General features: G+C 71.1%; 22 protein-coding genes. 6 read left to right on the top strand and 16 right to left on the bottom strand.

Features of this window, described 5'->3' with window-relative positions; translation table 11 throughout:
* Window positions 1-8: 8 nt before the first annotated feature.
* The 12 genes from E4V99_RS08445 to E4V99_RS08390 form a co-directional block, all read right to left on the bottom strand.
* A complete protein-coding gene (locus E4V99_RS08445) occupies window positions 9-656 on the bottom strand; it encodes a nucleoside/nucleotide kinase family protein (protein ID WP_135116938.1) in 648 nt (215 codons plus the stop codon).
* Window positions 653-1,741, bottom strand: coding sequence for an alcohol dehydrogenase catalytic domain-containing protein (locus E4V99_RS08440; protein ID WP_135116937.1), 1,089 nt, complete (start codon window positions 1,739-1,741; stop codon window positions 653-655). The genes E4V99_RS08445 and E4V99_RS08440 overlap by 4 nt, the downstream gene beginning before the upstream one ends.
* Window positions 1,741-2,469 carry an SDR family oxidoreductase gene (locus E4V99_RS08435; RefSeq protein WP_135069532.1) on the bottom strand — a complete coding sequence of 243 codons (729 nt, stop codon included), beginning with the start codon at window positions 2,467-2,469 and terminating at the stop codon, window positions 1,741-1,743. The genes E4V99_RS08440 and E4V99_RS08435 overlap by 1 nt, the downstream gene beginning before the upstream one ends.
* Window positions 2,466-3,227, bottom strand: coding sequence for a class II aldolase/adducin family protein (locus tag E4V99_RS08430; protein WP_135069535.1), 762 nt, complete (start codon window positions 3,225-3,227; stop codon window positions 2,466-2,468). Before E4V99_RS08430 ends, E4V99_RS08435 begins: the two co-directional genes overlap by 4 nt.
* Complete coding sequence (locus tag E4V99_RS08425) at window positions 3,224-4,729, bottom strand: FGGY-family carbohydrate kinase (RefSeq protein ID WP_135116935.1); 1,506 nt, start codon at window positions 4,727-4,729, stop codon at window positions 3,224-3,226. The genes E4V99_RS08430 and E4V99_RS08425 overlap by 4 nt, the downstream gene beginning before the upstream one ends.
* 1 nt (window position 4,730) lies before the next feature.
* Entirely contained in the window at window positions 4,731-5,498 is a 768-nt protein-coding gene (locus E4V99_RS08420; protein WP_135116933.1) for an SDR family oxidoreductase, read from the bottom strand.
* A gap of 66 nt (window positions 5,499-5,564) precedes the next feature.
* Window positions 5,565-6,560 (bottom strand): ABC transporter substrate-binding protein, encoded by a 996-nt coding sequence (locus tag E4V99_RS08415; RefSeq protein ID WP_135069544.1) that lies wholly within the window; start codon window positions 6,558-6,560, stop codon window positions 5,565-5,567.
* A 48-nt stretch (window positions 6,561-6,608) separates the two neighbouring features.
* On the bottom strand, window positions 6,609-7,688 hold the full coding sequence (locus tag E4V99_RS08410; protein WP_135069547.1) for an ABC transporter permease: 1,080 nt from the start codon (window positions 7,686-7,688) through the stop codon (window positions 6,609-6,611).
* The gene (locus E4V99_RS08405) at window positions 7,685-8,449 is read right to left on the bottom strand and encodes an ATP-binding cassette domain-containing protein (protein WP_135069550.1); all 765 of its coding nucleotides are present in this window, start codon (window positions 8,447-8,449) and stop codon (window positions 7,685-7,687) included. Before E4V99_RS08405 ends, E4V99_RS08410 begins: the two co-directional genes overlap by 4 nt.
* 54 nt (window positions 8,450-8,503) lie before the next feature.
* Window positions 8,504-9,922 (bottom strand): FGGY family carbohydrate kinase, encoded by a 1,419-nt coding sequence (locus tag E4V99_RS08400; protein WP_135116931.1) that lies wholly within the window; start codon window positions 9,920-9,922, stop codon window positions 8,504-8,506.
* Window positions 9,919-10,950, bottom strand: coding sequence for a class I mannose-6-phosphate isomerase (locus tag E4V99_RS08395; RefSeq protein WP_135069556.1), 1,032 nt, complete (start codon window positions 10,948-10,950; stop codon window positions 9,919-9,921). The genes E4V99_RS08400 and E4V99_RS08395 overlap by 4 nt, the downstream gene beginning before the upstream one ends.
* A complete protein-coding gene (locus E4V99_RS08390; protein WP_135069559.1) occupies window positions 10,947-12,029 on the bottom strand; it encodes a LacI family DNA-binding transcriptional regulator in 1,083 nt (360 codons plus the stop codon). The genes E4V99_RS08395 and E4V99_RS08390 overlap by 4 nt, the downstream gene beginning before the upstream one ends.
* Before the next feature lie 110 nt (window positions 12,030-12,139).
* Here E4V99_RS08390 and E4V99_RS08385 point away from each other — a divergent pair, with 110 nt between their 5' ends.
* Window positions 12,140-13,324 (top strand): HAD-IA family hydrolase, encoded by a 1,185-nt coding sequence (locus tag E4V99_RS08385; protein ID WP_135116930.1) that lies wholly within the window; start codon window positions 12,140-12,142, stop codon window positions 13,322-13,324.
* Window positions 13,325-13,470: 146 nt separating this feature from the next.
* Here the strand turns inward: E4V99_RS08385 and E4V99_RS08380 are convergent, their stop codons facing one another.
* Window positions 13,471-14,199, bottom strand: coding sequence for an SDR family oxidoreductase (locus E4V99_RS08380; RefSeq protein ID WP_135116929.1), 729 nt, complete (start codon window positions 14,197-14,199; stop codon window positions 13,471-13,473).
* 31 nt (window positions 14,200-14,230) lie between these two features.
* Between E4V99_RS08380 and E4V99_RS08375 the strand changes: the two genes are divergently transcribed.
* Window positions 14,231-15,697, top strand: coding sequence for a mannitol dehydrogenase family protein (locus tag E4V99_RS08375; RefSeq protein ID WP_135116927.1), 1,467 nt, complete (start codon window positions 14,231-14,233; stop codon window positions 15,695-15,697).
* Window positions 15,698-15,703: 6 nt separating this feature from the next.
* Here E4V99_RS08375 and E4V99_RS08370 read toward each other — a convergent pair whose 3' ends face one another.
* Entirely contained in the window at window positions 15,704-16,714 is a 1,011-nt protein-coding gene (locus tag E4V99_RS08370; RefSeq protein WP_135116925.1) for a DUF4432 family protein, read from the bottom strand.
* A gap of 780 nt (window positions 16,715-17,494) precedes the next feature.
* Between E4V99_RS08370 and E4V99_RS08360 the strand changes: the two genes are divergently transcribed.
* The 3 genes from E4V99_RS08360 to E4V99_RS08350 all read left to right on the top strand — a co-directional run bounded on the left by E4V99_RS08360 (window position 17,495) and on the right by E4V99_RS08350 (window position 20,549).
* Window positions 17,495-18,334, top strand: coding sequence for an aldolase (locus E4V99_RS08360; protein ID WP_135069574.1), 840 nt, complete (start codon window positions 17,495-17,497; stop codon window positions 18,332-18,334).
* Window positions 18,331-19,488, top strand: coding sequence for a Gfo/Idh/MocA family oxidoreductase (locus tag E4V99_RS08355; RefSeq protein WP_135069577.1), 1,158 nt, complete (start codon window positions 18,331-18,333; stop codon window positions 19,486-19,488). Before E4V99_RS08360 ends, E4V99_RS08355 begins: the two co-directional genes overlap by 4 nt.
* A 62-nt stretch (window positions 19,489-19,550) precedes the next feature.
* Entirely contained in the window at window positions 19,551-20,549 is a 999-nt protein-coding gene (locus E4V99_RS08350; RefSeq protein WP_135116923.1) for a LacI family DNA-binding transcriptional regulator, read from the top strand.
* Window positions 20,550-20,773: 224 nt separating this feature from the next.
* On the opposite strand, the gene E4V99_RS08345 is transcribed toward E4V99_RS08350, so the two are convergent.
* Window positions 20,774-22,312, bottom strand: coding sequence for a family 20 glycosylhydrolase (locus E4V99_RS08345; RefSeq protein ID WP_135116921.1), 1,539 nt, complete (start codon window positions 22,310-22,312; stop codon window positions 20,774-20,776).
* Between the two features lie 5 nt (window positions 22,313-22,317).
* Window positions 22,318-24,039 carry a hypothetical protein gene (locus E4V99_RS08340; RefSeq protein ID WP_135116920.1) on the bottom strand — a complete coding sequence of 574 codons (1,722 nt, stop codon included), beginning with the start codon at window positions 24,037-24,039 and terminating at the stop codon, window positions 22,318-22,320.
* A 381-nt stretch (window positions 24,040-24,420) separates the two neighbouring features.
* Here E4V99_RS08340 and E4V99_RS08335 point away from each other — a divergent pair, with 381 nt between their 5' ends.
* On the top strand, window positions 24,421-25,683 hold the full coding sequence (locus tag E4V99_RS08335; RefSeq protein ID WP_135069586.1) for an extracellular solute-binding protein: 1,263 nt from the start codon (window positions 24,421-24,423) through the stop codon (window positions 25,681-25,683).
* The last annotated feature ends 110 nt before the right edge of the window (window positions 25,684-25,793 follow it).

Here is a 25,793-nt window from a genome sequence, read left to right as displayed (position 1 = left end):
CGCCAGCGTCATGCGCGGACGTCCCTTCGGTAGTCGACCGCGAAGACGCGATCGGCGCGGTGCGCGGTGGTCTGGACGAGTTCGGCGTTGCGCTGATCGGTGCCCAGCGCCCACGCGCGCGCCGCTGCCGGGTCGCGGCCGTAGCTCTCGTGGCGCGCGATGAGCCACTGCCGGCGCGAGGCCTCGTCCGGCTGGACGAACCACACCTCGTCCAGGCACGGGCGTACCCGCTCCCACCCGGCGGAATCGAGCAGGAGGTAGTTCCCCTCGGTGAGCACGAGAGGCACCTCCGGGTCCACGCGGACGGATCCGGCGACAGCCGCTTCCAGCGAACGGTCGAACACGGGCGCGTAGACGGCCCGGTCGCGGGCCCGGATGCGCTCGAGCGTCGCGACGTACCCGTCGACGTCGAAGGTGTCGGGGGCGCCCTTCCGCTCACCCCGGCCCAGGCGCGCGAGTTCGGTATCGGCGAGGTGGAAGGCATCCATCCCCACGAGCACCGCGTCGGGCCCGAGGGCGGCCAGCAGCGCGTCCGAGAGGACGCTCTTGCCGGCCCCCGGCGCTCCCGCGATACCGAGCAGAACGCGCCGGCCACCGGCGGCGAGCTGCCGCGCGCGCTCCACGAGCTCGTCCACATGCACGGTGGGCACGGTCATGCCGCGTCTCCTGTTCCCTCAGCGCCGCCGGCGAAGGCGACGGATGCCACGTCCGCGGTGTCGAGCTGGAAGTCGAGCAGGATCTTGGGGCGCCGCGTGCTCCCGCCGGCGAGCAGGTCCAGCGCCTCGACGGCTCGCGCGGCCGGGAGGACGCGGTCGATGACGGCATCGGGGTTCACGACGCCGTCGGCGAGCAGCCGCACAGCACGGTGGAGGAACGGGATGCCACCCAGGACGCCGGTCACCTGCAGCCCCTTGACGACGATCGGCATGGCATCCAGCGGTTCGGGCGACCCCGGGACCCCGACGAGCGTGACCCGCCCGGCGGGACGGGCCAGTCGCACCGCGAGCCCGACGGTGCCCTCCCCGCCAGAGGCCTCGATGACGGCGTCGTGGCGGTCGGCGGCGGCGTCGGCGCTGCGGACGAAAGCCGCGCCGCACGCCTGCGCGCGCTCGGCTCGGTCGCCACGGGAGTACACGGTCACGGCGGCGCCGGCGGCGCGCGCGACCTGGGCGGCCAGCATCCCGAGGGTGCCGGCGCCGATGACCCCGAGCGATTCGCCGGCTTCCAGCCGCACGGCCGAGAGGGCGTGGAGCACGGTGACGAGCGGTTCGGCGAGCACTGCCGTCGAGGGGTCGAGGCCTGCCGGCACGACCGCGAGGTTCTCGGCGGGTACCGCGACGTACTGCGCGGCCGTCCCCGGCGCGTCTCCGCGGACCCCGATCTCGTCGCGGTGCGGGCACTGGTCGCGGCGGCCGGCGCGGCACAGCGCGCATCGTCCGCAGCTGAGGAACGGCTCGCCCACGACGCGGTCCCCGACGGCGATGCCCGCGACGTCGCCCTCCACGGCGGCGACGGTGCCGCACCATTCGTGGCCGGGGCGGAGGGGGTAGCGCGTGAGGCCGGATTCGAGGTATCCCATCGATCCGTCCAGCAGTGCCAGGTCGGTGCCGCAGATCCCGACGCGCTCGACCCGGACGAGCACGTGACCCTCCCGGGCTTCGGGGATGCCGACCTCACGCCACTGCGCGACGCCGGGAGCGGTGAAGACGAGGGCAGCCATGCGGCCGGTGGGCCAGGCCATCAGATCGGCTGCCCGGTGGGCAGGAGGACGAGGTCGCGTACGACGACGTGGGCGGGGCGGGTGAGCATGAACACGATGGCGTCGGCGACGTCGGCGGAGCGGATGCCGGTGCGCTCCTCGATGCGGGCGGCCTCCTCCGGCGAGCCGTGCGCGAAGCCCCACAGCGGATTGAGCACGACGCCCGGCGCGATCGCTCCGACGCGCACGCCGGTTTCGGCGGTCTGGCGCCGGACGGTGTGCACGAAGGACTGCACCGCGTGCTTGCTGGCGGAGTACACCGGCTCCCACTCGATGTCCTGGTGCCCCGACACGGAGCTCGTGACGAGGATGTCGCCGGATCCCTGCGCGAGCAGGCAGGGAAGCGCAGCGCGCACCAGCGTCATGACGCCCGTGACGTTGGTGGCCACGAGAGCGGCGATGTCGGCGGGGTCGGTGGCCACGAGGTCGCCGCCGACGTAGATCCCCGCATTGGGCAGGACGATGTCCACCCGCCCGTGCCGGTCCAGGGCGTGCGCCACGATGCGCTCCGCACTGGCGGGGTCGGCGACATCCGCCGCGAACGGGGTGACGCGGTCGCCGAGGCTCGTCGCGAGCTCGGCGAGCCGCTCTTCGGAGCGGGCCACCGCCACGACGCGCACCCCCTCCGCGACCAGGGCGTGGGCCGTGGCCAGGCCGATCCCCGAGCTCGCGCCGGTGAGGATCGCCACCTTGTCGGTCAGCGTGGTCATCGGGTCTCCTCTCCGGCCAGCAGCGCCCGCCGGTACTTCTCATCCGGACGGGTGTCGATGCGGACCACTTCGTCGGCGGGCATGAAACGCACGCCGCCGGCCGCGGCCGCGCCGATGAGCACCCGCGCGCACTTCTGGGCCATCGCCGTGATGCCCAGAACCTGCTCGGCGCTCGCACCGAGTGCGAACATCCCATGGTTGCGCAAGTAGATGGCCTTCGGCGCCTCGCCGTGCGCGCGGATGTGCCGCGTGAGACGCGTGCGCACCTCCCGGGCGAGCCGCACCCCCGGATCGATGTACGGCACGAGCAGGGGCGTCGCCCCGAGGACGACGATCTGGTCGGGGAAGAGTGCACCCTCCACGAGCAGCTCGGCGGCCTCCGAGCACAGCAGCGCGTTCACCGCCGTCGGATGACTGTGCGCGACGACGCACGCATCGGTGGCCTCGTACACGACGGCGTGCAGCAGCGCCTCGACGGAGGGCCGTCGCCCCTCCCGTGCGGCGATGGCGGAGAACAGCGCGTCGACCTCGTCGTCACCGGCGTGCTCGTCGTCGATCAGGGCGAGCGCGTCGCGGAAGGCCAGCGGGACGAAGTCGTCGTGCCGTGCCGCGCCGAGGGCGGCTCCGCTGGCCTTCACGAGCATCCCGTCGGCCACGCGCATCGACGTGTTGCCCTCCCCCAGCAACGCGGCGTCGAACGCCGGATCGCCCAGTCGGCGCGACAGATCCACGAGGGCGTCTCGGGCGGGGTCGGTCATGGGGCTCCTTCGGGGACGGGGCGGGAAGCGGGAAGCGGTGCCGCGGGGACGGGATGGACGCGCGGCGCCGGCTCGCCGTCGTCCACGTCGAGGGAGCGGGCGGCGGCGAGGTCGGGGAGCGCCCCGGCGGCGACGGCGAGCTGGAGGAGGATGCCGCGGACCGAGGCCTCGGCCGGGCCCGCCGTGACCGGCACGCCGGCGGCCGCTGCGGTCAGGCCCGCCAGCAGGTCTCCGCGCGAGCCGCCGCCGACGAGGCGGATGCGCGCGACGGGCCGGCCGGTCAGCTGGTGGATCTCGGTCATGGTGCGGGCATAGGCGCGCGCGAGGCTGGCGAGGATGGCGCGGGCGAGGTCTCCGCGCGTCTGCGGCGGGATGCCGACGTCGGCGGCGCACCGGGCGGCGAGGCGGTCGATGAGGTCGCCGGGGGCGCCCAGCGCGGGATCGGCCGGGTCGAAGCATCCGGCGTAGCGCGACGCCGCCGCATCCTCCAGGAGCTGCGCGAGGCGGTCGAGCGGCCATTCGGCGAGTCCGTCCTGCGTCGCCCACTCGCGCGTGACCTGCTGAAGGAGCCACATGCCGCTGAGATTCTTCACCAGCAGCGTCGCGCCCTCCGCGCCGGTCTCCTGCGTGAAACCGCATGCGCGCGCGGTTTCGGTGAGCACGGGTTCGGCGATCGCGGCGCCGGCCACCGCCCAGCTTCCGCACGCGACGACGCCCTCGATCGCGTCGCCCTCCGCCGTCCCCACGACCGCGGAGAACGCCGCGGCCGTGTCGTGGGAGGTCACGAACCACACCGGCACCGGCTCGGTCAGGTCCAAGCGCGCGGTGACGTCGGCCGTGGTCGACCCGGCCCGGTGCCCTGCCGTCACGAGCGGAGGCAGCCGGGCGGGGAGACCGGCCACCAAGGAGGGCGACCAGGCGTCCCGCGCGCGGTCCACGAGCGCCGTCGTGGAGGCGAGCGAACGCTCGGCGGCGACGGCGCCGGTGAGCAGGTGGACGAAGGCGTCGGCGATCAGCACGATCGTGTCATCGGGCGCGCCGATGCCGTCGCGCCCGTCCTGCCGCAGTTGATGGGCGGTGTTGATGGTCTGGTCCAGCACGCCCGTGACGGCGTAGTCGGCCGCGGCATCCCGCGACGCGGACGTGACGGCGGCGAAGGTCGCGTCGACGTCGCGGTGGTGACGCGCGAAGCGGCGCATCCGGCCGTCGCGCCGGAGGCGCACGTAGTCCACGCCCCACGAGTCCACGCCGATGCCGCGTACCGCGGCGCCCGCCGACGCCGCCGCGGCGCACGCCCGGGCCAGGCCGTCCCGCACATCGGCCCACAGGGCGTCGATGTCCCACGCGAGACCCTCGGGGCGGGGCACAGGGCGGTTCGCGAAGCGTGCGACCTCCCGCACCGACAGGCGGTGGGCGCCGTCGTCCAAGATTCCGAGCATGACCCGGCCGCTGGCGGAACCGAGGTCGACCGCGACGAACGCGGCCGGCGATGGCTCAGGCATGTCAGATGGCCGTGTAGCCGCCGTCGATCACGAGCGTCTGCCCGGTCAGGTACGACGAGGCCGAGGAGGCCAGCAGCAGCACGAGGCCGTCGAGGTCGGCGGGCTCCCCCATGCGTCCGGCGGGGATCGCGGAGATCCACTGCGCGGCCAGGTCGGGGTTGGCGTCGATGAACTGGCGTGTCATGTCCGAGAGGATGTAGCCCGGCGCGATGGCGTTCACGCGCAGGGCGGGCGCCCACTCGACCGCGAGCGAGCTGGTCAGCTGGTCGACGGCCGCCTTGGAGGCGTTGTACGACGCCTGATGCTGAGGCACGTTCACGACGCGACCCGACATCGAGGAGATGAGGATGGCCGAGCCTTCCCGGCCCTCGGCCAGCAGCGGGCGCGCGAAGGCCTGCGTGCTGAAGAACGTGCCGTTCAGGTTCACGTCGATCACCTTGCGCCACGTGTCCGGCTCCACCTCGGCCGAGTCGCCCCAGATCGTGATGCCGGCGGCGGTGATGAGGATGTCGGCAACCCCGAGCTCCCCGCGGACGTCGGCGAACGCCGCATCCACCGAGACCGGGTCGGTGACGTCGACGAAGGCGGATGCGGTCTGCACGCCGTGCTCGTCGGCCAGACGCGCGGCGGAGTCGGCGACCTCCGGCAGCAGGTCGAGCAGGGCCACGTTCACGCTCTGGCGGGCCAGCGCCGAGGCCAGCGAATAGCCGATGCCGCGCGCACCGCCGGTGATGACGGCCGTGCGGCCGGCCAGGTCGGGGAAGTTCATGATGCTCCGTCCGGGGAGGATGACCGCGGTGGCCGGAGCACAAGGCTCCGGCCACCGCGGAGGGGATCAGCAGGAGGAACGGTAGGCGGCGTCCGCGCCCTCGCCGTCGATGTTGTCCTGCGTGATGATGGTGAAGCCGGTCTGGATCTTCTCCTCGACCGTCTCGCCCTCGAGCGCCGCGATGGCCTGCTCGACGCCGTCCTTGCCGATGGTGGCCGGCTCCTGGGCGACGAGCGCCTGGACGATGCCGCCCCGCAGCTGCTCGACCTGGGCCGGACCCGCGTCGAAGCCGACGATCGTGACGTCACCGGTCTTGCCGGCCTGCTGCACACCGGTGGCCGTGCCCTCGGCGGCGAACAGGTTGGCGGCGAAGATGCCGACGATGTCGGGGTCCTTCTGCAGCGCGGCCGTGACGATCTCGGCCGCGGTGGCCGGCTCGTTGTGGCTGTACTGGATGCCGAGGAACTCGAAGTTCTCGTCCTCCGCGGCAGCCGCCTCGAACCCGGCCGCGCGCGCGTCGGAGGTCGAGATGCCCGGGTCGATGGAGACGACCAGGACCTTGCCTCCGTCGGGGTGGGCTTCCTTGATCGCGTCGAACGCCGCGGCGCCGCCGCCCTCGTTGTCGCTGGAGATCTGCGAGACCGCCATCGAGGGGTCTTCCAGCGTCGTGTCGACGAGGACGACCTTGATGCCGGCGTCGGCGGCGGCCTGGATCGGCGCTGCCATCGCGGTCACGTCGGTCGGGGCCACGAGGAGGGCGTCGGGCTTGGAGGCCACGACGGAATCCACGAGCGGCTTCTGCAGCGTGGGGTCGAACTTCTCCGGGCCCTGCACCGAGACGGTGGCCCCGGCAGCCTCGGCCGCCTCCTTGATGCCGCACTCCATCGAGATGTAGAACTCGTCGCCGGCGACGCCCTGGACGAAGGCGATCTTGTAACCGTCGTCGCCCGAGCCGCCGCCGGATCCGCCGGCGTTGCCGCCGTCGGAGGAGCAGCCGGCGAGCACGAGCGCGGCGGATGCGCCGAGCACGGCGATGCCGAGACCTTTCTTACTCCACTTCATTGTGATCAACCGTTTCTCTTGTGTGGTGGGTTGGTGCAGTCGCCGCGGTCACCCGCGTCGACTTCCGCTGACGAACCTGCGCCAGAGGCTTTGGGTGTTGCCCCGCATCGCGGCGGAGCGGCGGGCCTGGTCGACGTACACGGCGGCGATGAGCACCGCGCCGACGGCGACCTGCTGCCAGAACGGCTGGACGCCGGTGATGACGAACCCGTTCTGCAGCACGGCGGGGATGAACAGACCCACGACCGTGCCGAAGATGGTGCCGATGCCGCCGAACAGCGACGTCCCGCCGATCACGACCGCCGCGATGACGTTGAGGTTCGTCTGCGACTGGCCGGCGATCGCCGTCGTGCTGAACTGCGACAGCGAGAGGATGCCGGCGAATCCGGCCAGGCCCCCGGAGATCGTGTAGATGCTGATCAGCTGGCGGTCGACCTTCACGCCCACGCGCCGCGCCGCGACCTCGCTGGATCCCACGGCGAAGGTGTGCAGGCCGAAGCGCGTGTAGTGCAGCACGATCGCGCCGATGATGATGAGGACCAGCGCGATCACCGAGATCGTCGGGATGGTGCCGAACACGTTGCCGTAGCCGATCGTGGTGGTCAGGACCGTGGGCACCTGCCGGATGTCGACGCCGCCGGTGAGGATCTGCGCGAAACCGAGGGCCATGCCCAGCGAGCCCAGCGTGACGATCAGCGGCGGGATCTTCCCCTTGGCGATGAGGAATCCGTTGAACAGCCCCCACGCGACGCCCGAGGCGATCGCGACGAGGATGCCCACGATCGCCACGCCCCAGCCCTGACCGCCCATGGCGCGCATGACCATGGCCGACACGACGCCGGAGAAGACCAGCACCGAGCCGATCGACAGGTCGATGCCGGCGGTGATGATGACGAACGTCATCCCGATGCCGAGGACGGCGAGGATGGAGGCGTTCTGGATGATGAGCCGGAAGTTCGACCACTGCGCGAACGTGTCGGGGGCGAGTGCGCTGAAGATCGCGACGATCACCAGCAGCACCAGGAGGATCTGGAAGGCCTGGGCCTTCAGGAGGTGCTTGAGGAAGCCCTCCTTCGGTTCGGCGGTTCCGATCGCCATGGTCTCGGTGGGCGGGCTCGACGTGCTCATTGGTTCCCCTCCTTCGTGATGGCGCCGGTCATCAGACCGACCAGTTCCTCCATCGACGTGTCCTTCGCGTCGAGAACCGCGGCGCGGGTCCCCAGTCGCAGCACCTGGATGCGGTCGGCGACCTCCATGACGTGCGGCATCGAGTGGCTGATCAGGACGACGGCGATCCCCTTGTCGCGCACGCGCCGGATCGTATCGAGCACGTTCTGGGTCTGGCGGACGCCGAGGGCGGCAGTGGGCTCGTCGAGGAACACGAGGCGGTTCGCCCAGTGCACGGCGCGCGCGATGGCGATCGCCTGACGCTGACCGCCCGACATCTCGCCGACGGGGGAGGTGAGCGAGCGGACGGTGGCACCGAGGTCGGCGAAGGCCGCGCGCGACTCCTCGCGCATCTCCTTCGTCTTCATGAACCCCAGCGCGCCGCCGAGACCCGCCCGTGGCAGCTCGCGACCCAGATACATGTTCTGCACGGGATCCAGATGCGGGGCGAGGGCGAGGTCCTGGTACACCGTCTCGATGCCCAGGGCGCTGGCCTGCGACGGCGTGGTGAGCTCGATGGGTTCGCCGTCGAACTTGATCGTGCCGCTGTCGACGGCGAGGTTGCCCGACAGCGCCTTGACGAGAGTGGACTTGCCGGCGCCGTTGTCGCCGATGAGAGCCGTCACCTCACCGGGGTACACCTCGAAATCGGCTTCGTTGAGCGCGCGGACGTGGCCGAACTGGCGGGACAGTCCACGGGCTTCGAGTACAGGGGTGGGCATGTCAGCTCCTTTCCATGCGGATGCGGATGTGCAGGTGGTTCACAGTGGCTCCGTTCATTCGAGTCGCCCGGCCGGTTCGGTGGCGGAGGCGGAGTGCGCGGCGAGGAAGGAGGCGGCGAAGTCGGGGAAGTCGCCCGATCCGCCATCGGCGGCGAACGCGGCGAACAGGGCGGCGCCGTAGGCCGTGCCCTCGTCGTGCGCCGTGAGCGAGACGTCGGGGAGAACGAGGCTGCGGGCGCGCACGACGCTGGGCATCTTCGACCAGCCGCCGGTGAGCAGGGTCGAGGTGGGGGCGGGGACCTCGCGGTCCATGACCTCCATGAGCTCGGCGCACATGTCGTTGCCGTGCAGCAGCGCGGCGATGAACAGCTCCTCGGGGGAGAGCCCGTCGCTGTTGGCGACGAGCTTCAGCACGCCGTCGTCGTTGCGCGCGCCGGTGACCTCGAGGCCGCCGTCGGCGAGCGCTCCGCGGACGGGCAGCTGCATCACGCGCGCATCCAGGTCGAGGCGGCCGCGTTCGTCCGTGACCCCGATGAGCTGCAGCACGCGTCGCATGAGCAGGCCCGACTTCGTCCCCGCCAGCAGCACGTACTTGCCCGGCAGCACGTGCCGCACGGTGTTGATGCCGGCGTGGGCCAGGCGCTCGCGGGCGTCGAAGGGCAGCGCGGCGTCGATGACGCGGACGAGCGCCTCGGCCGTGCCCATCGAGTCGTACAGCTCGTCGCTGGCGGTCGCCCCGGCAGCGACGGCCGAGACGAGATGGTCGTGGCCGGCGATCGTGAGCGCGGCGGCCTGGAACGCCCGCGGCATCCCGTCGTCGGCGAGCAGGCCGACCGGCATGCCCGCGCCCACGCGTTCGGCGAGAACCCCCGGGCCCACCCCGAGCACGTCCAGCGCGGCCTCCCACGGGACGCTGCCGTCCTGGTCGATCATGCCCGTGCGCGAGACGAGGGAGTACTCGGCCACGCGCGGGCCGCCGAGGGAGCGGACGATGTACTCGGGGACGTTGAGGAAAGTGCGCGCGCGCAGGTCGATGCCCTGGTCGCGCAGGTACAGGAGCTTCGAGATCGTGGCGAGCGGCCCCACCGGCAGGCCCGTGCGGCCGGGGAATTCGGCACGGAACTCCGCCGGCGTCTGCAGGATCTGCGCGCCGCCACGCGGATCGAACCACGCCATGATCGGCGCGGCCGGGCGGTCGGCGCCATCCAGCAGCACTCCCGCCTCCGCCATGCCGGAGACCCCCAGCGCCGCGACGCGGTAGGCGCCGTCGCGGGAGAGGGCGGCGTCGGCCTCGTGCGCCAGCTCGCGGACGACGCTCAGCGCACGCTCGGCCGGCATCTCGGCCCGGCCGTGATCGAGGTTGATCCACGGCGACCGGCGGCTGACCACGAGCACCTCGCGCCCGTGCGGGGTGGCCACGAGCAGCTTGATGCTCGTGGACCCCAGGTCGACGCCGACGACGTATTCGTTCACCGCAGCTCCCCGGTGGCCAGCGTCGCCGGCCACCCCGCCCCCGGGCGCGCCACCAGTAGGGACGCGTCGCCGTCGATGCGCCAGGCCCCGAAGGAGTGCGGCACCGCGAACGCCTGCCCCGACTCGACGGGGACGGCGCCCTCGTCGGAGACGACCGCTCCGGCGCCGTCGGTGACGAGGATCACCGCGAAGCCCGCCTCCACCGCATCCGGCCCCGACGCGACCGCGAGGCGGAAGTACGGGTCGGCGGCGGCAGGCAGCACGCTGCGGATGCCGCGGCCCTGCCGCTCGCCCTCGGTGCAGATGAGCGCGGCGAGCGCGTCGGGTGCGAGCGCTGCGGTGGACACCGCGGGCATGACCGCGTCGAACCCGAGATCCAGGTGCGACTCCTCCCGCGTGGAGGTCGTCACCGACCACTCCAGAAGGATGGAGAAGTCGGTGGGCTCCTGCACCTCCGCCACGAAGATGCCGCCGTCGATGGCGTGGGCGGTGCCGGCGGGCACGAGGACTCCCATGCCTTCGCGCACCTCGACACGGTTGAGGTGGTCCAGCATCCATTCGCTGTCCTGGGCGTCGCGGCGGCGGTCGAGTTCGTCGCGGTCGACGGCTTCCTTCCACCCGACGTACACGGCGCAGCCGGGCTCGGTGTCCAGCACGTACCACGCCTCGGTCTTGCCGTAGGGGCAGTCCAGGTGGGCCGCGGCGAAGCTGCGCTCGGGGTGCACGTGGACGGGGAGGCGCTGGCGCGCGTCGAGCAGCTTCACGAGGATCCCCACGTCCGCGGCGTCGCGGCCCTCGGTCGAGCCGATCCACGCGGGGCGGTCGCCCGCGACGACGTCGCGCAGGAAGGCGCCGCCCTCGGTCACGGCGAGCCCGGTCTCGGCGTCGCCGAAGCGCGCGACGGTCGCCCCGAGCCACTCCTCGGGCTGACGGTCCGTCTCGGGCACGATGCCCCGCAGCGCCGCGATGCGGTCGCCGCCGAGGTAGAAGTGCTGCACGGGGTTCGGCGGGAGGAGGAGAGGCTTCATGATTCGGCTCCGAGGAGGGTCGAGGCCCCCATGGCACGCGGGGGCAGTTCGCCCGATCCGCGCTGGATGAGGGAGGTGGGCAGGACGATCCGCTGCGGTTCCGAGGCGGGGTCGTCGAACAGTTCGAGCAGCCGCTGGAAGGCGGCCGTCGCGATCGGACGGGGGACGTGGTCCACGACCGTGATGGCGGGCGTGAACAGGTCGGCGAGCTCGAAGTCGCCGAAGGAGATGAGCGCGAGCCCTTGCGTGCCGGCGGCGCGGATGGCGTCCATCGTGGCGATGGCGGCACGGGAGGTCGCGCACAGGACCGCGGTGGGCGCATCCGGACGAGCCAGCAGCGCCGCCGAAACGTCCGCCATCGCGGAACGGGTACGCGGGTGACCGACGATGAGCGACTCGTCGACGGGGATGCCGGCCTCGTCGAGGGCGGCACGGAAGCCGGCCAGCCGGGCGCTGTTGGTGGGATAGGCCGGGTCGTCGCCGATGAACCCGATGCGGCGGTGGCCCTGCTCGACGAGGTGGCGCGCGGCGTCGCGGGCGGCGCCGAAATCGTCGACGATCACGGAGTCGATGCCCTCGCGCACACGGTCGACGCTGACGATGGGGAATCGTCGCCGCAGCACCTGCAGCTCCTCCGCACTCACGCCCACGGGGGCGATGATGAGCCCGCGCAACTGATGTCCGGCGAGGCGCTGGAGGTCTCCGCGCTCCCGGTCGGCGTCGAACCCGGTGCTGGCGAACAGCAGGCTCATGCCGTGCTCGGCGGCGAGCTCTTCCAGCACGCTGACGAGGTCGGCGAAGAACGGGTCGGAGATCGCGTCGATGACGACGCCGATGGCGTCCTGTCCCCCGGTCTTGAGCGAGCGGGCGGTCGTGTTGGGCACGAAGCCGAGGTCGTCGATCGCGGCGCGTACGCGCGTGCGGGTCTCCTCGCGGACGCCCGGCTCGTCGTTCACGACGCGGGAAACCGTCTTGATGCTGACCCGAGCCCGCTCGGCGACATCGGTGATGCGTGCACGCGGGTGCGCGCCGCGCGGGAGGGCTGTCGCCCCCGCTTCCGCATCCTCGTCGTGCGCCATTTCACTCCGACATCGTTGTCATTTCGAAACCCCGGGAAGCCCGGGTCGCTGGTCGCTATAGTGGGCCTCTTCCGACAACGTTGTCAAGTCTTGGCGGAAAGTGGGGCCTGATGATCTTTCTGGCAGTCACCGGTGCACCCGGTGCCGGCAAGTCCACCCTCGGCCGCGCGCTGGCCGCACACCTGCGCCTGCCGCTGCTCGACCTCGACACGCTCACCAACCCCCTTCTCGAAGACCTCGTCACTCCCCTGCGGGGTGGCACGCACTGGAACGACGGAGCCCTGCGGGCAACGGTGCGCCCTGCCCGCTACCGCGTCCTGCGGGAGGCCCTCGCCGACCAGCGCCGGGCCGGCGTGGGGGCCGTCGCGGTCGCCCCCTTCACCGCAGAGCTCGCCGGCGGCGAGGAATGGAACCGGCTCGCGGAGGCCTGCGGGCAGGAGCCGGTCGTGGTGTGGCTGACCGGCACGCCCGAGACGCTCGCGGCGCGGCGCGCGCAGCGCGACGCCGACCGCGACGCGCACGCGGTGGATCCGCCCGCCGAGGCGCCGACCGTTCCGCACGTGCGCATCGACGCCGCACTGTCCACCTCGCAGCAGGTGACGCGCGTGCTGCGCGCGCTCGGGCGCCACCGCGAGATCCCGGCGGAGTCCCCGCTGTGGTCGCGGCGCTTCGACGCCGCGCTGTTCGACCTGGACGGCACTCTCATCGACTCCACCCCGGCGGTGCTGCGCTCGTGGATGCTGCTCGCCAGCGAATACGGCATCGGTCTGGATGTGCTCGCCTCCGGTCACGGGCAGCCCGCGGCACAGCTCATCGCCCGCATGTTCCCCGCCGACCGCGCGGAGGTCGCGCTCGCGCGCATCTCCGAGATCGAGGCCGCAGAGGTCTCGGACGTGGCGCCCATCCCCGGCTCGGCCGACTTCTTCGCGTCAGCACCGCGCCGCGCGATCGTCACGAGCGGCACGAGGCTGATCGCGGGCAACCGCCTGCAGGCGGCCGGCCTGCCGCGCCCCGACGTCGTGGTGACCTTCGACGACGTCACGCGGGGCAAGCCCGATCCCGAGCCGTTCGTCCTCGCCGCGGCCCGGCTGGGCGTGGAGCCCGGCGACTGCGTCGTGTTCGAGGACGCCCCCGCCGGCATCGCGGCGGCCCGGGCGGCGGGATGCGCCGTGGTGGCGATCACCGGCACGCACGAGGCAGACGAGCTCGCCGAGGCCGACGTGGTCGTCGACCGCCTCGACCAGCTCGAGTTCGTCGCCGACGGCTCCGCGTTCCGCCTCCGCATCCGCCCCTGATCCGCTCCTTCCGCCTCGCGTCGCCGGCGCTCACACCGGCCCCAGTCGCGAAAGTGCATCAACCCGGCGAGAGTGCACCGGACCCGATGCACTCTCGCCGAGGTGATGCACTCTCGGTGGCGGCGGCTTGGCGGCGGCCGCGCGGGTCAGCGGGCGGTGTAGCCGCCGTCGATGGGCAGGGACACGGCGCTGATCATGCTCGCCTCGTCGCTGAGCAGGAACACGATGGGGCCGGCGATGTCGTCCTCGGTGGCCCAGCGTCCGAGCGGCATCTGCTCCAGGAAGGGTCCGCCCACGTCCTCGCGGCCCCAGTACCACTCCGACATCGGCGTCATCACGACGGTCGGGTTCACGCTGTTGACCCGGATGCCGTAGCGCCCGAGTTCGAGTGCCGAGACCCGGGTGATGTTGTCCAGCGCCGCCTTGGAGGAGCCGTACGAGATGTGTCCGGTGAGGGCGACCAGGCCCGCCTGGCTGGACACGTTCACGATCGCGCCGCCGCGATCCAGCCGGATCATCTCGCGCGCGGCGTACTTGATCACCAGCAGCGCCCCGCGCGTGTTCACCGCGATGACCTTGTCGAAGACGGCGATGTCGGTGTCCTGCGGGGTTGCGATCTCGCCCCCGAAACCGGCGCAGTTGACCACGCCCCACAGGTCCAGGCCCTCGATGGCGCCACGGACGGAATCCTCCGACTCGAGGTCGAACGCGAGGGGGCGGGCGCCCGTCTCCTGTGCGATCGCCTCGAGCGATTCCTCGGTGCGGCCCGCGGCGATGACGTCCGCTCCGCGCGCGACGAGGTGCCGCACGGTGGCGCCGCCGATGCCGCCCGCCGCCCCCGTGACCAGAACGGTACGACCTTCGAAGTCTCCCATTGCGTATGTGTCCTTTCGTTAGACTCTGGCCGTGACCGACCTGAACAGCTCGACGTTGAGCAACGTAAACGACAACGTTGTCATCCCACCGTACGATCGGGACGAGACTCTATCCGGAGTCGTGCACTTCGGTCTAGGCGGCTTCAGCCGCGCACACCTCGCGATGTACCTCGATCGCGCCCTCAGCGCCGGCGGCGAGCGCGGATGGGGCGTGTGCGGTGTGGGGCTGATGCCCGGCGACGCCCGCATGCGCGACGTGCTCGCGACGCAGGATCGCCTGTACACCCTCGTCACCCGCAGCCCCGACGGTGCGACCGACCCGCGCGTGATCGGCTCGGTCGCCGAGTACCTCTACGCCCCCGACAGTCCCGAAGCCGTCATCGAGAAGCTGGCTTCGCCGGAGGTGCGGATCGTGTCGCTGACGGTCACCGAGGCCGGCTACGGCGTGGACGACGTCACCGGCAGATTCGACCTGGACCGCGCCGGCGCGCGATCCGACGCGGTCGCCGGCGCCGTCCCGACCACCGTGTGGGGGTTCCTCGTCGCCGGTCTCGCGCGGCGCCGGGAACGCGGCATCCCGCCGTTCACCGTGCTCTCCTGCGACAACATCCAGGGCAACGGCGCGGTCGCTCGGGAGGCGCTCGTCGGCTTCGCGCGCGCGGGCGCCCCCGACCTGGCGGACTGGATCGCGACGGAGGTGGCGTTCCCCAACTCGATGGTCGACCGCATCACACCGGCCACCACGTCTGCAGACATCGACGCCGTCGAGGAGATCACGGGGCTGCGCGATGCGTGGCCGGTGTGCGCCGAGGAGTTCGCGCAGTGGGTGATCGAAGACCGTTTCCCGGCCGGGCGCCCCGCGCTCGAGACGGTCGGCGTGCAGTTCGTCGCCGACGTCGCCCCGTACGAGAAGATGAAGCTGCGCCTGCTGAACGCCTCCCATCAGGCGATGTCGTACCTGGGACTGCTCGCCGGCTTCACGTACGTCCACGACGTCGTGGACGACCCCGACTTCGCCGCCTTCCTCGGCGCGTACATGCGGGAGGAGGCCGAGCCCACCCTCGATCCCGTGCCCGGCATCGACCTGGCCGCCTACCGTGCCCAGCTGCTCGCGCGGTTCTCCAACCGCGCCATCCAGGACACCCTCGCCCGCCAGGTCGTGGACGGATCCGACCGCATCCCGAAGTTCCTCGTGCCCGTGATCGAAGACCGGCTCGCCGCCGGCGGCTCCCTCGCACGATGCGCCCTCGTCCTGGCCGCGTGGCAGGCCTGCCTCGCCCGTGGCGCCGAGGATGAGCGGCAGCGCCTCATCACGCACGACATCCGGTTGCCCCTGCTCGAGGCGGCCGCGGTGGCCGATGAGACCGACCCGGGCGCGTTCCTCACGCACGTGCCGACCCTCGGCGTGGATGATCCGCGGCTGCGCGAGGCCTACCTCGCCGCGCGCGCTCTGCTGTCCGAGCGCGGGCCGCGGGGGGCGGCGATCGCGCTCACGTGACGCGCGTTAGGACAGCGAACCGCTCGCCTCGATCTCCACACCGAGCGTGAGCGCGGCGCCGGGCGCGAGCGGCCGCAGGAGGCCCTGCTCCCGGGCTGCGGCGCGGCCCAGGATCGTCGGCACGAGAGCCGGCTCCACCCCGAGCACGAACTGCCCCGGCTGGGCCACGCGCCACTGGAACAGTCCGGGAAGCTGCGCCGTGTCGAAGCGCACCGCGACGCTGAGCCCCCGCGGGTTGACCACCTCGACGGCGACGCACTCATCCGCCGGCAGTTCGTGGGCGAACACCTGCTCGGGATAGGGGTGGGACGGAGCGGGGAAGGTGTCCCACGTGTCCGCGCCGACGGCGGCCTGCTCATCCCGGGGGCGCACCGCCGTGGCCGGAGTGCGCAGCCGCGTGCCCTCGTCCACGAGCGGCCAGCCGAAGTTCAGGTGATAGAGGACCATAGGCTCGACAGCATCCGCGCCCCGGTTGGTCAGGACGTCCTCCACCCGGATGATGCGCTCCCCCGTGACGAGCGTCACGCGCCGGCGCAGCTCGAGGTCGACGCCGAAGACGGCGGCTTCGCGCACGACGGCCTCGACTACGACCTCGTCGCCGGCGGCCTCCGTGCGCACGACCGTCGCCGGCAGCGACGTGTACCGCCCGTGCATGGGATGCTGCTCCCCGCCGTCTTCCGCGGCGGGGCCCACGTTCTGCAGGCCGCACGTGGTGAGGAGCCCACCGCCGAACGCGCGCGTGAACCCGCTTCCGTCGGCGTCGTGGACGCCGGCGCGGGGGAATCCGGTCGGCGAGAGCCACGCCAGCGGCACCCCGCCCACGCGCACCTGCCCGAGGTCGAGGCCGCGGTCGGGCAGGAGCTCGAGGTCGACGTCGCCCGCGGTCATCCGGATGCGCCGCATCCCCGCCGACGGGCCGTCGGTCATGATCGAGGACTCGACCGCCGCCGTCTGCGCGAGCGAGCCGCGGCGTTCGCGCGCGTGCTCGATAGGCCTGCCGAACAGCTCCGTCGCCATGTCTTCCCCTCCGTCGAAGCGCCACGGTAGCAGCCCCGCCGCCACGCGTCGCTGCCCTGAGCCGTGCCGGACGGGGGCGGGCGCGCCGGGCGGCCCGTGCGGCTCGCCCGAACTCCTCAAGAATGGCGCGCGGGGTCCGACGGATCCCCGGAATCACGCGAAGCCGCGACTGTCCGAGGTGCGATCTTGAGGAGTTCGGGCACTGGGCGACCGGATCCCGGCTCGGCCGCCCCGCCGCCCGCGGGTGCCGCCTCGCCGCCGCCCGCGGCCGCCACCTCGCCGCCATCCGAGCCCGCCACCTCGCCGCCGCCCGCGCCCGCCGCGCCCGCCGCCATCCGAGCCCGCCACCCCGCCGCCGCCCGAGCCCGCCGCGCCCGAACTCCGCAAACGCCGCACGTGCGGTGTCGCCGAACCCCGGAATCACGCGGGTCCGCAACCGTGCGGCTCGCGGATTTGAGGAGTTCGGGCGCGCCGCCCATCCGGTGGCGGTCTGGTCACCCTCCGCCGCTCCCGCAGGCCGTCCGCCCCTCCGCCGCTCCCGCAGGCCGCCCGCGCCCGCCTCGCCCGAACTCCGCAAGAACGGCACGCGGGGCGCGGCCGCACCCCGGAATCACGCGGGTCGGCAACCGTACGGCCCGCGGATTTGCGGAGTCCGGGCGCGGCCGGAAGCCGGGACAGGCGCGAAACCACCGTATTGACAACGTTGTCTCGGCCTGCTCATACTGTGAGAGCCGCCGCATCGGTGCGGCCCCGCCGCCAGCCATCGGAGAGTGCACTCCCATGACGAAGTACCGCCTCAACCGACTCTTCAACCCGCGATCGGGCCGCGCGCTGGATGTCGCGGTGGATCACGGCGCGTTCCACGAGCACGGATTCCTCGCCGGGATCGAAGACATGCCCGCCACGGTCGCGACGCTCGTCGACGCCGGCCCCGACGCGATCCAGCTGACCCTGGGCCAGGCCCCGCTGCTGCAGTCCGTGCCGGGGAAGCAGAAGCCCGGACTCGTGCTGCGCACCGACATCGCGAACGTCTACAACAGTCCGCTCGAGTCGCCGCTGCACAGCGTCCACGTGCCCGATGCGATCGAGGTCGCGGTGCGGCTGGACGCGGTCGCCGTCTGTGTGAACCTGCTCGACCTGCCCGGTCACCCCGAGGTCCGCGAGCAGTGCATCCGCTCGATCCTGGCGCTGCGCACCGACGCCGAGCGCTACGGGATGCCGCTCATGATCGAGCCCCTCGTGATGCAGACCAACTCCGACAAGGGCGGCTACATGGTCGACGGTGACACCCGCAAGATCGTCACGCTGGTGCGTCAGGCCCGCGAACTGGGCGCCGACCTCATCAAGGCCGATCCGACCGACGACATCGACGGCTACCACCTCGTCGTGCAGGCCGCCGCCGGCACCCCCGTGCTCGTGCGCGGAGGCGGACGCGTCGACGACCGCACGCTCCTCGAGCGCACCCAGGCGGTCCTCGCCCAGGGCGCACGCGGCATCGTCTACGGGCGCAACGTCATCCAGCATCCGGACCCCGCCGGCATCACGGCGGCCCTCATGGCCGTCGTCCACGACGACGCCACCGTCGACGACGCCCTCGCGCTGATCGGTGGCGAGCGATGACCGCGCCGCGGCGCGTGAACGTCGGCATCGTGGGCGCCGGCCTCATGGGGCGCGAGATCGCGGCCGCCCTGCGTCGCTGGCCCGCGCTCATCGACCACCCCGTCGATCCTCAGCTGGTCGCGGTGTGCGACATCAACCCCGCCGCCATGGAATGGTTCGACCGGATCGACACCGTGCGGCTGAAGACCACCGACTACCACGAGCTCCTCGCCGACCCCGACGTCGACGTCGTCTACATCGCGGTGCGGCACGATCTGCACGAGCAGCTGTACGTCGACACCATCCGCGCGGGCAAGGCGCTGCTGGCCGAGAAGCCGTTCGGCATCGACGGGGCGGCAGCGGATGCGGTGCTCCGCGCGATCGACGAAGCCCCTGCCTCGTTCGTGCGGGTCTCCAGCGAGATGCCGTTCTTCCCGGGCGCGCAGTGGGCCGTGGACTACGTCCGCAGCGGAGCCCTGGGCCGCGTCATCGAGGCGAAGTGCACGTTCCTGCACGCCAGCGACCTCGACACCGCGAAGCCGCTGAACTGGAAGCGGCAGAAGCAGTTCTGCGGCGAGGCGGGCGTCATGAACGACCTCGGGATGCACACGTGGCACGTCCCGCTGCGCCTGGGCTGGGTGCCCGAGCGGCTCGTGGGCGTCCTGCAGGACATCGTCACCGAGCGCCCCGGCCCCGACGGGACGCCCGTGCCATGCGACACGTGGGACAACGCCGTCATCCACAGCTGGACCACCCACGACGGTGCGCCCTTCGTGCTGACCACCGAAACGAAGCGCATCGCGCCGGGTGAGAAGAACACGTGGGAGTTCGAGGCCATCGGCATGGACGGCGGGGTGCGCTTCAGCACGAAGAACCCGAAGTCGGTCGAGGTGTTCGCCGTCGTCGATGTTCCGGGCGTCGGCCGGGAGCAGAGCTGGCAACGCATCGACGCGGGCAGCCAGGCCGTGTGGCCCACCGTCACGGGAGCGAACTTCGAAACCGGTTTCTCCGACTCGATCCTGCAGATGTGGGCCGCCTTCCTCGCGGAGTTCGCCGGCGAGCTGGGCGAGCGTTTTGGGACGGTCCGGCCCGAGGAGGCCGCGCTCACTCACCGCATCTTCTCCGCGGCGATCGCGTCGCACGAGCAGGCCACCCTGGTTCCTCTGGAGCGGTGATCCGCGGCAGCGGCGCGCAGCATCCGTAGGATCGACGCGACCACGACGCAGGAAGGCACCGGATGCGCAAGAGCGGCCGCCCCACCATGGTGGATGTCGCCGCCGACGCCGGCGTCAGCCTGAAGACCGTCTCCCGTGTCATCAACGGCCAGCCCAACGTCGACGCGGCCCTCATCGAGCGGGTGAACGCGTCGATCGCCCGGCTCGGCTTCCACCGCAACGCCCTCGCCGCCAGCCTGCGCTCGGGCAGCCGCGACACCATCGGGTTCCTCGCCGCCGACCTGTCGAACACCTTCTACATGACCATCGCCGCCGCCGTGTCGACGGTGGCGATCGGCCGCGGGATGCAGGTGATCATGGCCTCCAGCGAGGAGGATGCGCGCTCCGAGCGCACGCTGGCGCTGGATCTGTGTCAGCGACGCGTGGGCGGTCTCATCCTCGTCCCTGCCGGCGATGACCAGTCCTACCTCGGCGGAGAGGTGGCCGCCGGCACGCCAGTGGTGTTCCTCGACCGCCCCGGCGGCGGGCTGGACGGCGACGCCGTGCTGATCGACAACCGCGGCGGCGCACACGCGGCCGCGGCCGAGCTGCTCCGCGACGGGCACGAACGCATCGCGCTGCTGTTCGACTCCCCCTCCATCTTCACGATGACCGAGCGCCGGCAGGGGTTCCTCGACGCCTTCGCCGAGGCGGGCCGCACGCCCGACCCGGCGTTGCTCGTGTCGGACCTGCACACCCCGGCCACAGCCCGGGACGCCATGGAACGCCTGCTCGAGGCGGAGCATCCGCCCACCGCGGTGTTCTGCGCCAACAACCGGTCGACCATCGGGGCGCTGGAGGCGATCCTCCCCCGCGATGCCGACGTCGCGGTCACCGGCTTCGACGACTTCGAGCTCGCGCAGGTGCTCCCCCGCCGCATCCGCATCGTGGACTACGACACCGCGCACCTCGGAACCGTGGCGGCCGAGATGCTGTTCGCCCGCATCGACGGCGACGACTCCCATCCGTCGCATTTCCTGCTGCCGACTCACCTGGTCGACCGCGGCGGCTACATCCGCTGACGCCCGGACCGCCAGCCCAGTGCGGCCACTGGCGCTGCCGACCCCGCCCACCCTTTCACCCTGCACAACGGCGGATCCGCACGGTGACACGCCGCGCTACATGGCCCATCCCCGGCGTGTCCCCGACGATCTCCGCAGTTGTGCACGGCAACCTCGGCGCCTCCCTCGCGCGTCGCCGCGCGGCGGACCGCCCGCCCCGCTCGCGGCGCGAGGGAGACCCGCGCCTACAGTCCCGCAGGAGGCGCTGACGCGCGATCGCTGTCCGCCCATGGGACCTCGGGGGACCGGAAGAATCCGATTCCCATTGATTTCCAGAGCGGGCCGAGACCGGCTATGCGCTGACGGAACGACCCCCATGTGCGCCACTCGTTCTCGATCGTCGCGGGCGACCACGCAGCTTCGGCTGCCGACGCGACACGAGGAAACATCATGTGGTCGATATCTGCCAATGAGCTCACGGTCTCCGTCCACAACGGCGCCTCAACTCCGAGGATCGCTTCCTCGGGGAGACCGCGGATCACGTCCGACGGCTCCCACTCGTATGAGCGGCGCACGCTCGTCGGGCCGTTTGCCCAATCGAGGCCGATCGGGGTATCAGCGTCGTACTTCATGTCGAGATAAACGGCGTCCGACGGTGAGAGGATGACACGGCCGCCGCGCTCGACGAAGGCCAGTGCCTTTCGGTCCGCACCATCCGCGGGGTTCACCGACCCCCAGTACTGGCCCACCGCACCGGCCACGAGCCCGGGGACGGCGCCGGCCTCGTGCCACGCCACCACGACTTTCCCGTGGCTCGAGGCGATGGCACTGGCCCGCTGCATGAATGCGGCGAAGTCCCCGGCGTCGGTGCTGAGCGCCTCGTCCCCGCCGATGTGGAGGAACGGACCCGGAGTCCCCTCGGCCACCTCGGCGAGGACCGCGTGGAGGAACTCGTAGGTCCGCGGGTCGTGGATCCTGAGCGAGGAGAAGCCGACCGCCGTGCCCTGGTACCCCACCCCTTTACGCGGCGACGGCTGCCGCCCCTGTGCGATCTCCGCCGCCATCCCCGGCGACAGGGCTGGGTCCTGCACCAGCTCCGGGTAGGCCAGGCCGATCGCATGGGTGTGTCCCGGCATGTCGATCTCCGGAACGACCGTCATGTGACGCTCAGCTGCGTACTCGACGATGCGCCGGTAGTCCTCCTTGGAGTAGTAACCACCGCGGTCACCACGGACGGCGCTCGCGGAGCCCTGTTCGGTGAGCTTCGGCCAGGATTCGACGGCGAGACGCCAGCCCTGGTCGTCAGTGAGGTGCAGATGCAGGTGATTGAGTTTGAGGCTCGCCGCGCGGTCGATGACCGCTGTCACGGTCTGCACGTCGAAGAAGTGGCGGGCGACATCGAGCATCACCCCGCGATACGCGAAACGCGGGAAGTCGTCGATCTCCACCGCCGGGACCCGCCAGCCGCCCGGGGCGGACTCGACCAGCTGACCGAGCGTCTGTACACCGTAGAAGAGGCCGGCCGCATCATGGCCTATGACAGAAATTCCCGCTGAGCCCACGACCAGCCGGTAGGACTCCGGCGTACCCCCGCCCTCGATATGCAGCCGGATCGCACCGCTCGCCACCAGCGCCGGCTGCCGCCCGGTGCGCGCCTGGAGGAGCGACCTGAGCGTGCCCGCCGCGGCCGCCTCGCCGGAGATCGTCGTCTGGGTCGTGAGGGGGAAGGGTTCGGCATCGTGCACCCGCACTCGCACGGGGACAGGAGACAGTGCCGCACGCATGTGCGTCACCATTCGCTCACCGGAGGCGGCGCACTTTCGATGTCACGCCCCGGCGGCGGCATCGCCTCGAGCTGCCCGCGCAGGTCTGCGATCTTCTCCTCCACGCGACGCCGATCGAACATCCTCGACTGCGCTTCGGCGTGCCAGCCCATCTCCTTCCCGCCAAGCCACGGCAGCGCCACCTCGAGCGCACGTAGTTCATCGCGCACGATGCGTGCGTAGGCGTCACGATCAAGAGGGCCGTCGTGCCAACGGCGCTTGAGGGCGAAGAGCCGATAGTGGTTCCTGGTGCTCGAAAAGCTCGCCCACGCCACCCAGGCACTGGCGACCTCCTCCTCCGCACGAGTCGTCGCGGCGGGCTCCACATCCGCGAGCGCGCGCTCCAACTGCTCCGCGCCGATCCGCCATTGCGCGCTCAGCGCCGTGAGCTGACGGATGACGACCTCGAGGGGGAGTTCGGCAAGGGAGGCGGATAGATCATCCCCGCGGGGCTGATCGATCCACGACGCGCCGACCGGAGCAGGCGAGACGGGCGTCGGACGCAGGGGAAGAACGAGCGCGTAGTTCGCCGGCGAGAAGTACAGGAAGCTCATCGAGAACGGGTACTCGTTGAGCGCCTCCCCGAGCGTTGACCACGCCTCGACGACGCGCGCAGGATCAGCACCGGGAAGGTAGATCATCGCCAGTCGCTTCAGCGCGGCGTCGGCCGAGTCGAAGGGGCCTTCATTAAGAAAGAAGTTGAAGGCCACCGCGTTGAGCGACAAGGCGTTGCCCATGTTCCAGCAGCCCATGAACCCGACGCTGCCGGACCGCGCGAATGCCTCGGCCTTGGCGTAGATGTTCCCGAGCACGGGGAGGCTGGGCACCGTCGCCAGCTCGTGCGTCGTGGACAGCTGCAATTTGGCCAACGTCGGCAGGCCCCGATCGCGAGCGAGTTCGACAGTCGAGGAGAAGCGGGACGAGGGGCCGGGGTAGCTCAGAGAATACTCATCGACCTCGCGAACCACGCCGCGCAGCATCCGCGTTCCGCCGCGCTCGAAATCTGCCATCACCTCCACGCCGTCGGGGAGCGCAGCCACGATCCCCGCGCTCGGGTCAGGCTCGAGAAACGACCACGACCAGTTCCAGACGATGATGCGCGCGTCGGCGCGGGCCTCCTGGGCTCCGGCGGTGACGAGGGTCACGATCTCACCGATCACTTCGGCCGGACTCCGAACCCCGCAGCGGGGGCAGGGAAGGGACCTTCCCGGGCCGAATGCCCACGGATCGTCTGAGGCCTGGGCAGCGTCCGTCCGGAAGTGATAGCGCGCGTAGCAGTGCGACGGCGCCTCCGACGCGGTGATGAGGATCAGGCCGGCGAGATCGGGGACTCTCTCGAACAGGTTGCGGGACGCATCGTGGAGGAATCGCTGCACGCGCGGCGTCGACGTGCACAGGGATCGGAAGAGGCGATCGTCGTAGGGCGGGGCGCCGAAGATCGCGGGCGCGCCCATCACATCGCCGTTGTCATCCCAGAACGGGTCGTCGGCGAGCACACCCCGCGGCGGCTGCGCGTAGCCGAACACCTCCAGGTCGAATCGGGCCGCCCTCTGGATGAGCAGATCGATGGCATCGAGGTGCCGGGCGGCGGCGCCGCCGAACTCAGGGAACGCCTCGGTGCCGACGACACGGTCGAGGCGGACGTGAACCCAAATGGCGGTGAACCCCGCCGCAGCTATCCGGCTCATTTCCGATTCGGTGTAGGCCTCGACCGCACGAAGAGATTCATCGGCCTCCTCCTCCCCGAAGAGGTGGAAATCCGACCAGGAGCTTCGCCAGATGCGGGTGGGCGCAAGGGGACCGCCCACCGCTGCGTGGCTGAGATGAGAGGGTGCGTGCAAATCGATCACCTTCGCTGCCGCCGCTGTTATGTGGGGCAAACGTATCGTTCGCCATATCGAACGTCAAGGGCGCCCCTGCGAACGCTGATAAAGTGGCCATTGACCCCGGAATATGAAACGTGCTTCACTTACTCGCGTTCTATATATCAAACGAACTGTCTCGTAGATCGAACAGATCGAAGCACAGGTGCCCGACAACGTGCACCGTAAGCATGGAGGGTTGCAGAAATGAAGAGAACGCGCTCGAGGTACCTCCGGATGGGCGGCGCTGTCGCCACCATCGCGTCCTTGGCCGTGGTCGCCGCCGGATGCTCGAACTCCGCCAGTGACCCGGATTCCCCGATCGTGTGGGAGATGTGGGGTGGGCAGGAGAGCGACATCAAGAACAGCGAGGATCAGCTGCGGATTGCCCAGGAAGAGAATCCCGACCTCAAGGTCGACCTGTCGATGTCGCCCTACGACGGGTATTTCACGAAGTTGACCGCCGGAATGTCGTCGCAACAGCTCTCGTGCATCTTGACGATGAACGGGCAGAACATGGCGGACTACCACGAGGCGTTCTCGCCGCTGTCGAAGGAGGATCTCGCGGTCGCCGGCATCGACGAAAGCGAGTTCACGGCGAATTCGTTCGACCTCATGCGGGTGGACGGCGAGTTGTACGGAATCCCCTGGGACGTCGCCGCGATGCTCGTCTACGTCAACGAGGATGCCCTTGCTCAGGCGGGCCAGACCGTTCCCGCACTCGATTGGACCTTCGATGACTTCGACGCGCTCGCGACATCTATGACGGGCGGAGACATCTATCCCTTCGCCGTCGACACAGGTGACCTGCAGTGGCAGACCCTTCCCATCGCGCGCGCGGGCACCCAGCCCGTGACCGAGGACTACACCCTCGATCTGACGAACCCCGACTACCTTGCGAGCGCGGAGTGGTACGCGTCGCTGGTCGACACCGGCGCCGCAGCGCCGGTGCCCTCGGCTGCCGAGTCGGTCTGGGGATCGGACCAGTTCACCAGCCAGCGAGCGGCGATGGTGGTGGAGGGCACCTGGAACGCGCTGAACTTTCTGAACAACGACGCCGGATTCGAGACCGTCTTCCTTCCCGTCCCCGCCGGACCGGAGGGATCCCTCGCCATCCTTCTCGGAAGCGGCTACGGCATCTCCAGCACGTGCGAGAACCGCGAAGCGGCCCTGAAGGTGCTGGGCTCCTTGGTCGGCGAAGCGGCACAGGACTCCATCGCGGAGTCCGGTCGCAGCCTCCCTGCCCGTCTTTCGTCGCAGGAGATCTACTACGAGTCCATTCCCGAGCCCGCGCGCACGGAGATCCGTGCGGCGTTCGAAGCGTCCTTCGCCGGCGCGCAGAACTGGCGCACGGCGCCTGACTGGCAGCAGATGGTCAGTGCGCTGCAGCCGGAGCTCATCTCTGTCTTCAACGGCCAGAAAACGATGACTTCGCTGCTGGAGCAGATGCAGGACCGGTTCGGGGAGTAGTAGTGCCGCACTCGCATCAGCGGGTCTCGAAGCTGGGGCGTGCCGAGAGGCGGTACGCCCTGGCCTTCGTGTCACCCGCGCTCCTCGGGCTCACCGTTTTCACCATCTTT

This window comes from Microbacterium sp. dk485, assembly GCF_004570445.1.
Classification (GTDB): Bacteria; Actinomycetota; Actinomycetes; order Actinomycetales; family Microbacteriaceae; genus Microbacterium; species Microbacterium wangchenii.
The sequence above is the reverse complement of the archived record's forward strand: the minus strand, read 5'-3'. Positions and strand labels throughout refer to the sequence as shown.

What these genes read in the sequence shown, in the direction of transcription:
- E4V99_RS08445 (WP_135116938.1), bottom strand. Translation starts at nt 656, where the DNA reads ATGACCGTGCCCACCGTGCATGTGGACGAGCTCGTGGAGCGCGCGCGG.
- E4V99_RS08440 (WP_135116937.1), bottom strand. Translation starts at nt 1,741, where the DNA reads ATGGCCTGGCCCACCGGCCGCATGGCTGCCCTCGTCTTCACCGCTCCC.
- E4V99_RS08435 (WP_135069532.1), bottom strand. Translation starts at nt 2,469, where the DNA reads ATGACCACGCTGACCGACAAGGTGGCGATCCTCACCGGCGCGAGCTCG.
- E4V99_RS08430 (WP_135069535.1), bottom strand. Translation starts at nt 3,227, where the DNA reads ATGACCGACCCCGCCCGAGACGCCCTCGTGGATCTGTCGCGCCGACTG.
- E4V99_RS08425 (WP_135116935.1), bottom strand. Translation starts at nt 4,729, where the DNA reads ATGCCTGAGCCATCGCCGGCCGCGTTCGTCGCGGTCGACCTCGGTTCC.
- E4V99_RS08420 (WP_135116933.1), bottom strand. Translation starts at nt 5,498, where the DNA reads ATGAACTTCCCCGACCTGGCCGGCCGCACGGCCGTCATCACCGGCGGT.
- E4V99_RS08415 (WP_135069544.1), bottom strand. Translation starts at nt 6,560, where the DNA reads ATGAAGTGGAGTAAGAAAGGTCTCGGCATCGCCGTGCTCGGCGCATCC.
- E4V99_RS08410 (WP_135069547.1), bottom strand. Translation starts at nt 7,688, where the DNA reads ATGAGCACGTCGAGCCCGCCCACCGAGACCATGGCGATCGGAACCGCC.
- E4V99_RS08405 (WP_135069550.1), bottom strand. Translation starts at nt 8,449, where the DNA reads ATGCCCACCCCTGTACTCGAAGCCCGTGGACTGTCCCGCCAGTTCGGC.
- E4V99_RS08395 (WP_135069556.1), bottom strand. Translation starts at nt 10,950, where the DNA reads ATGAAGCCTCTCCTCCTCCCGCCGAACCCCGTGCAGCACTTCTACCTC.
- E4V99_RS08390 (WP_135069559.1), bottom strand. Translation starts at nt 12,029, where the DNA reads ATGGCGCACGACGAGGATGCGGAAGCGGGGGCGACAGCCCTCCCGCGC.
- E4V99_RS08385 (WP_135116930.1), top strand. Translation starts at nt 12,140, where the DNA reads ATGATCTTTCTGGCAGTCACCGGTGCACCCGGTGCCGGCAAGTCCACC.
- E4V99_RS08380 (WP_135116929.1), bottom strand. Translation starts at nt 14,199, where the DNA reads ATGGGAGACTTCGAAGGTCGTACCGTTCTGGTCACGGGGGCGGCGGGC.
- E4V99_RS08370 (WP_135116925.1), bottom strand. Translation starts at nt 16,714, where the DNA reads ATGGCGACGGAGCTGTTCGGCAGGCCTATCGAGCACGCGCGCGAACGC.
- E4V99_RS08360 (WP_135069574.1), top strand. Translation starts at nt 17,495, where the DNA reads ATGACGAAGTACCGCCTCAACCGACTCTTCAACCCGCGATCGGGCCGC.
- E4V99_RS08355 (WP_135069577.1), top strand. Translation starts at nt 18,331, where the DNA reads ATGACCGCGCCGCGGCGCGTGAACGTCGGCATCGTGGGCGCCGGCCTC.
- E4V99_RS08350 (WP_135116923.1), top strand. Translation starts at nt 19,551, where the DNA reads ATGCGCAAGAGCGGCCGCCCCACCATGGTGGATGTCGCCGCCGACGCC.
- E4V99_RS08345 (WP_135116921.1), bottom strand. Translation starts at nt 22,312, where the DNA reads ATGCGTGCGGCACTGTCTCCTGTCCCCGTGCGAGTGCGGGTGCACGAT.
- E4V99_RS08340 (WP_135116920.1), bottom strand. Translation starts at nt 24,039, where the DNA reads ATGAGCCGGATAGCTGCGGCGGGGTTCACCGCCATTTGGGTTCACGTC.
- E4V99_RS08335 (WP_135069586.1), top strand. Translation starts at nt 24,421, where the DNA reads ATGAAGAGAACGCGCTCGAGGTACCTCCGGATGGGCGGCGCTGTCGCC.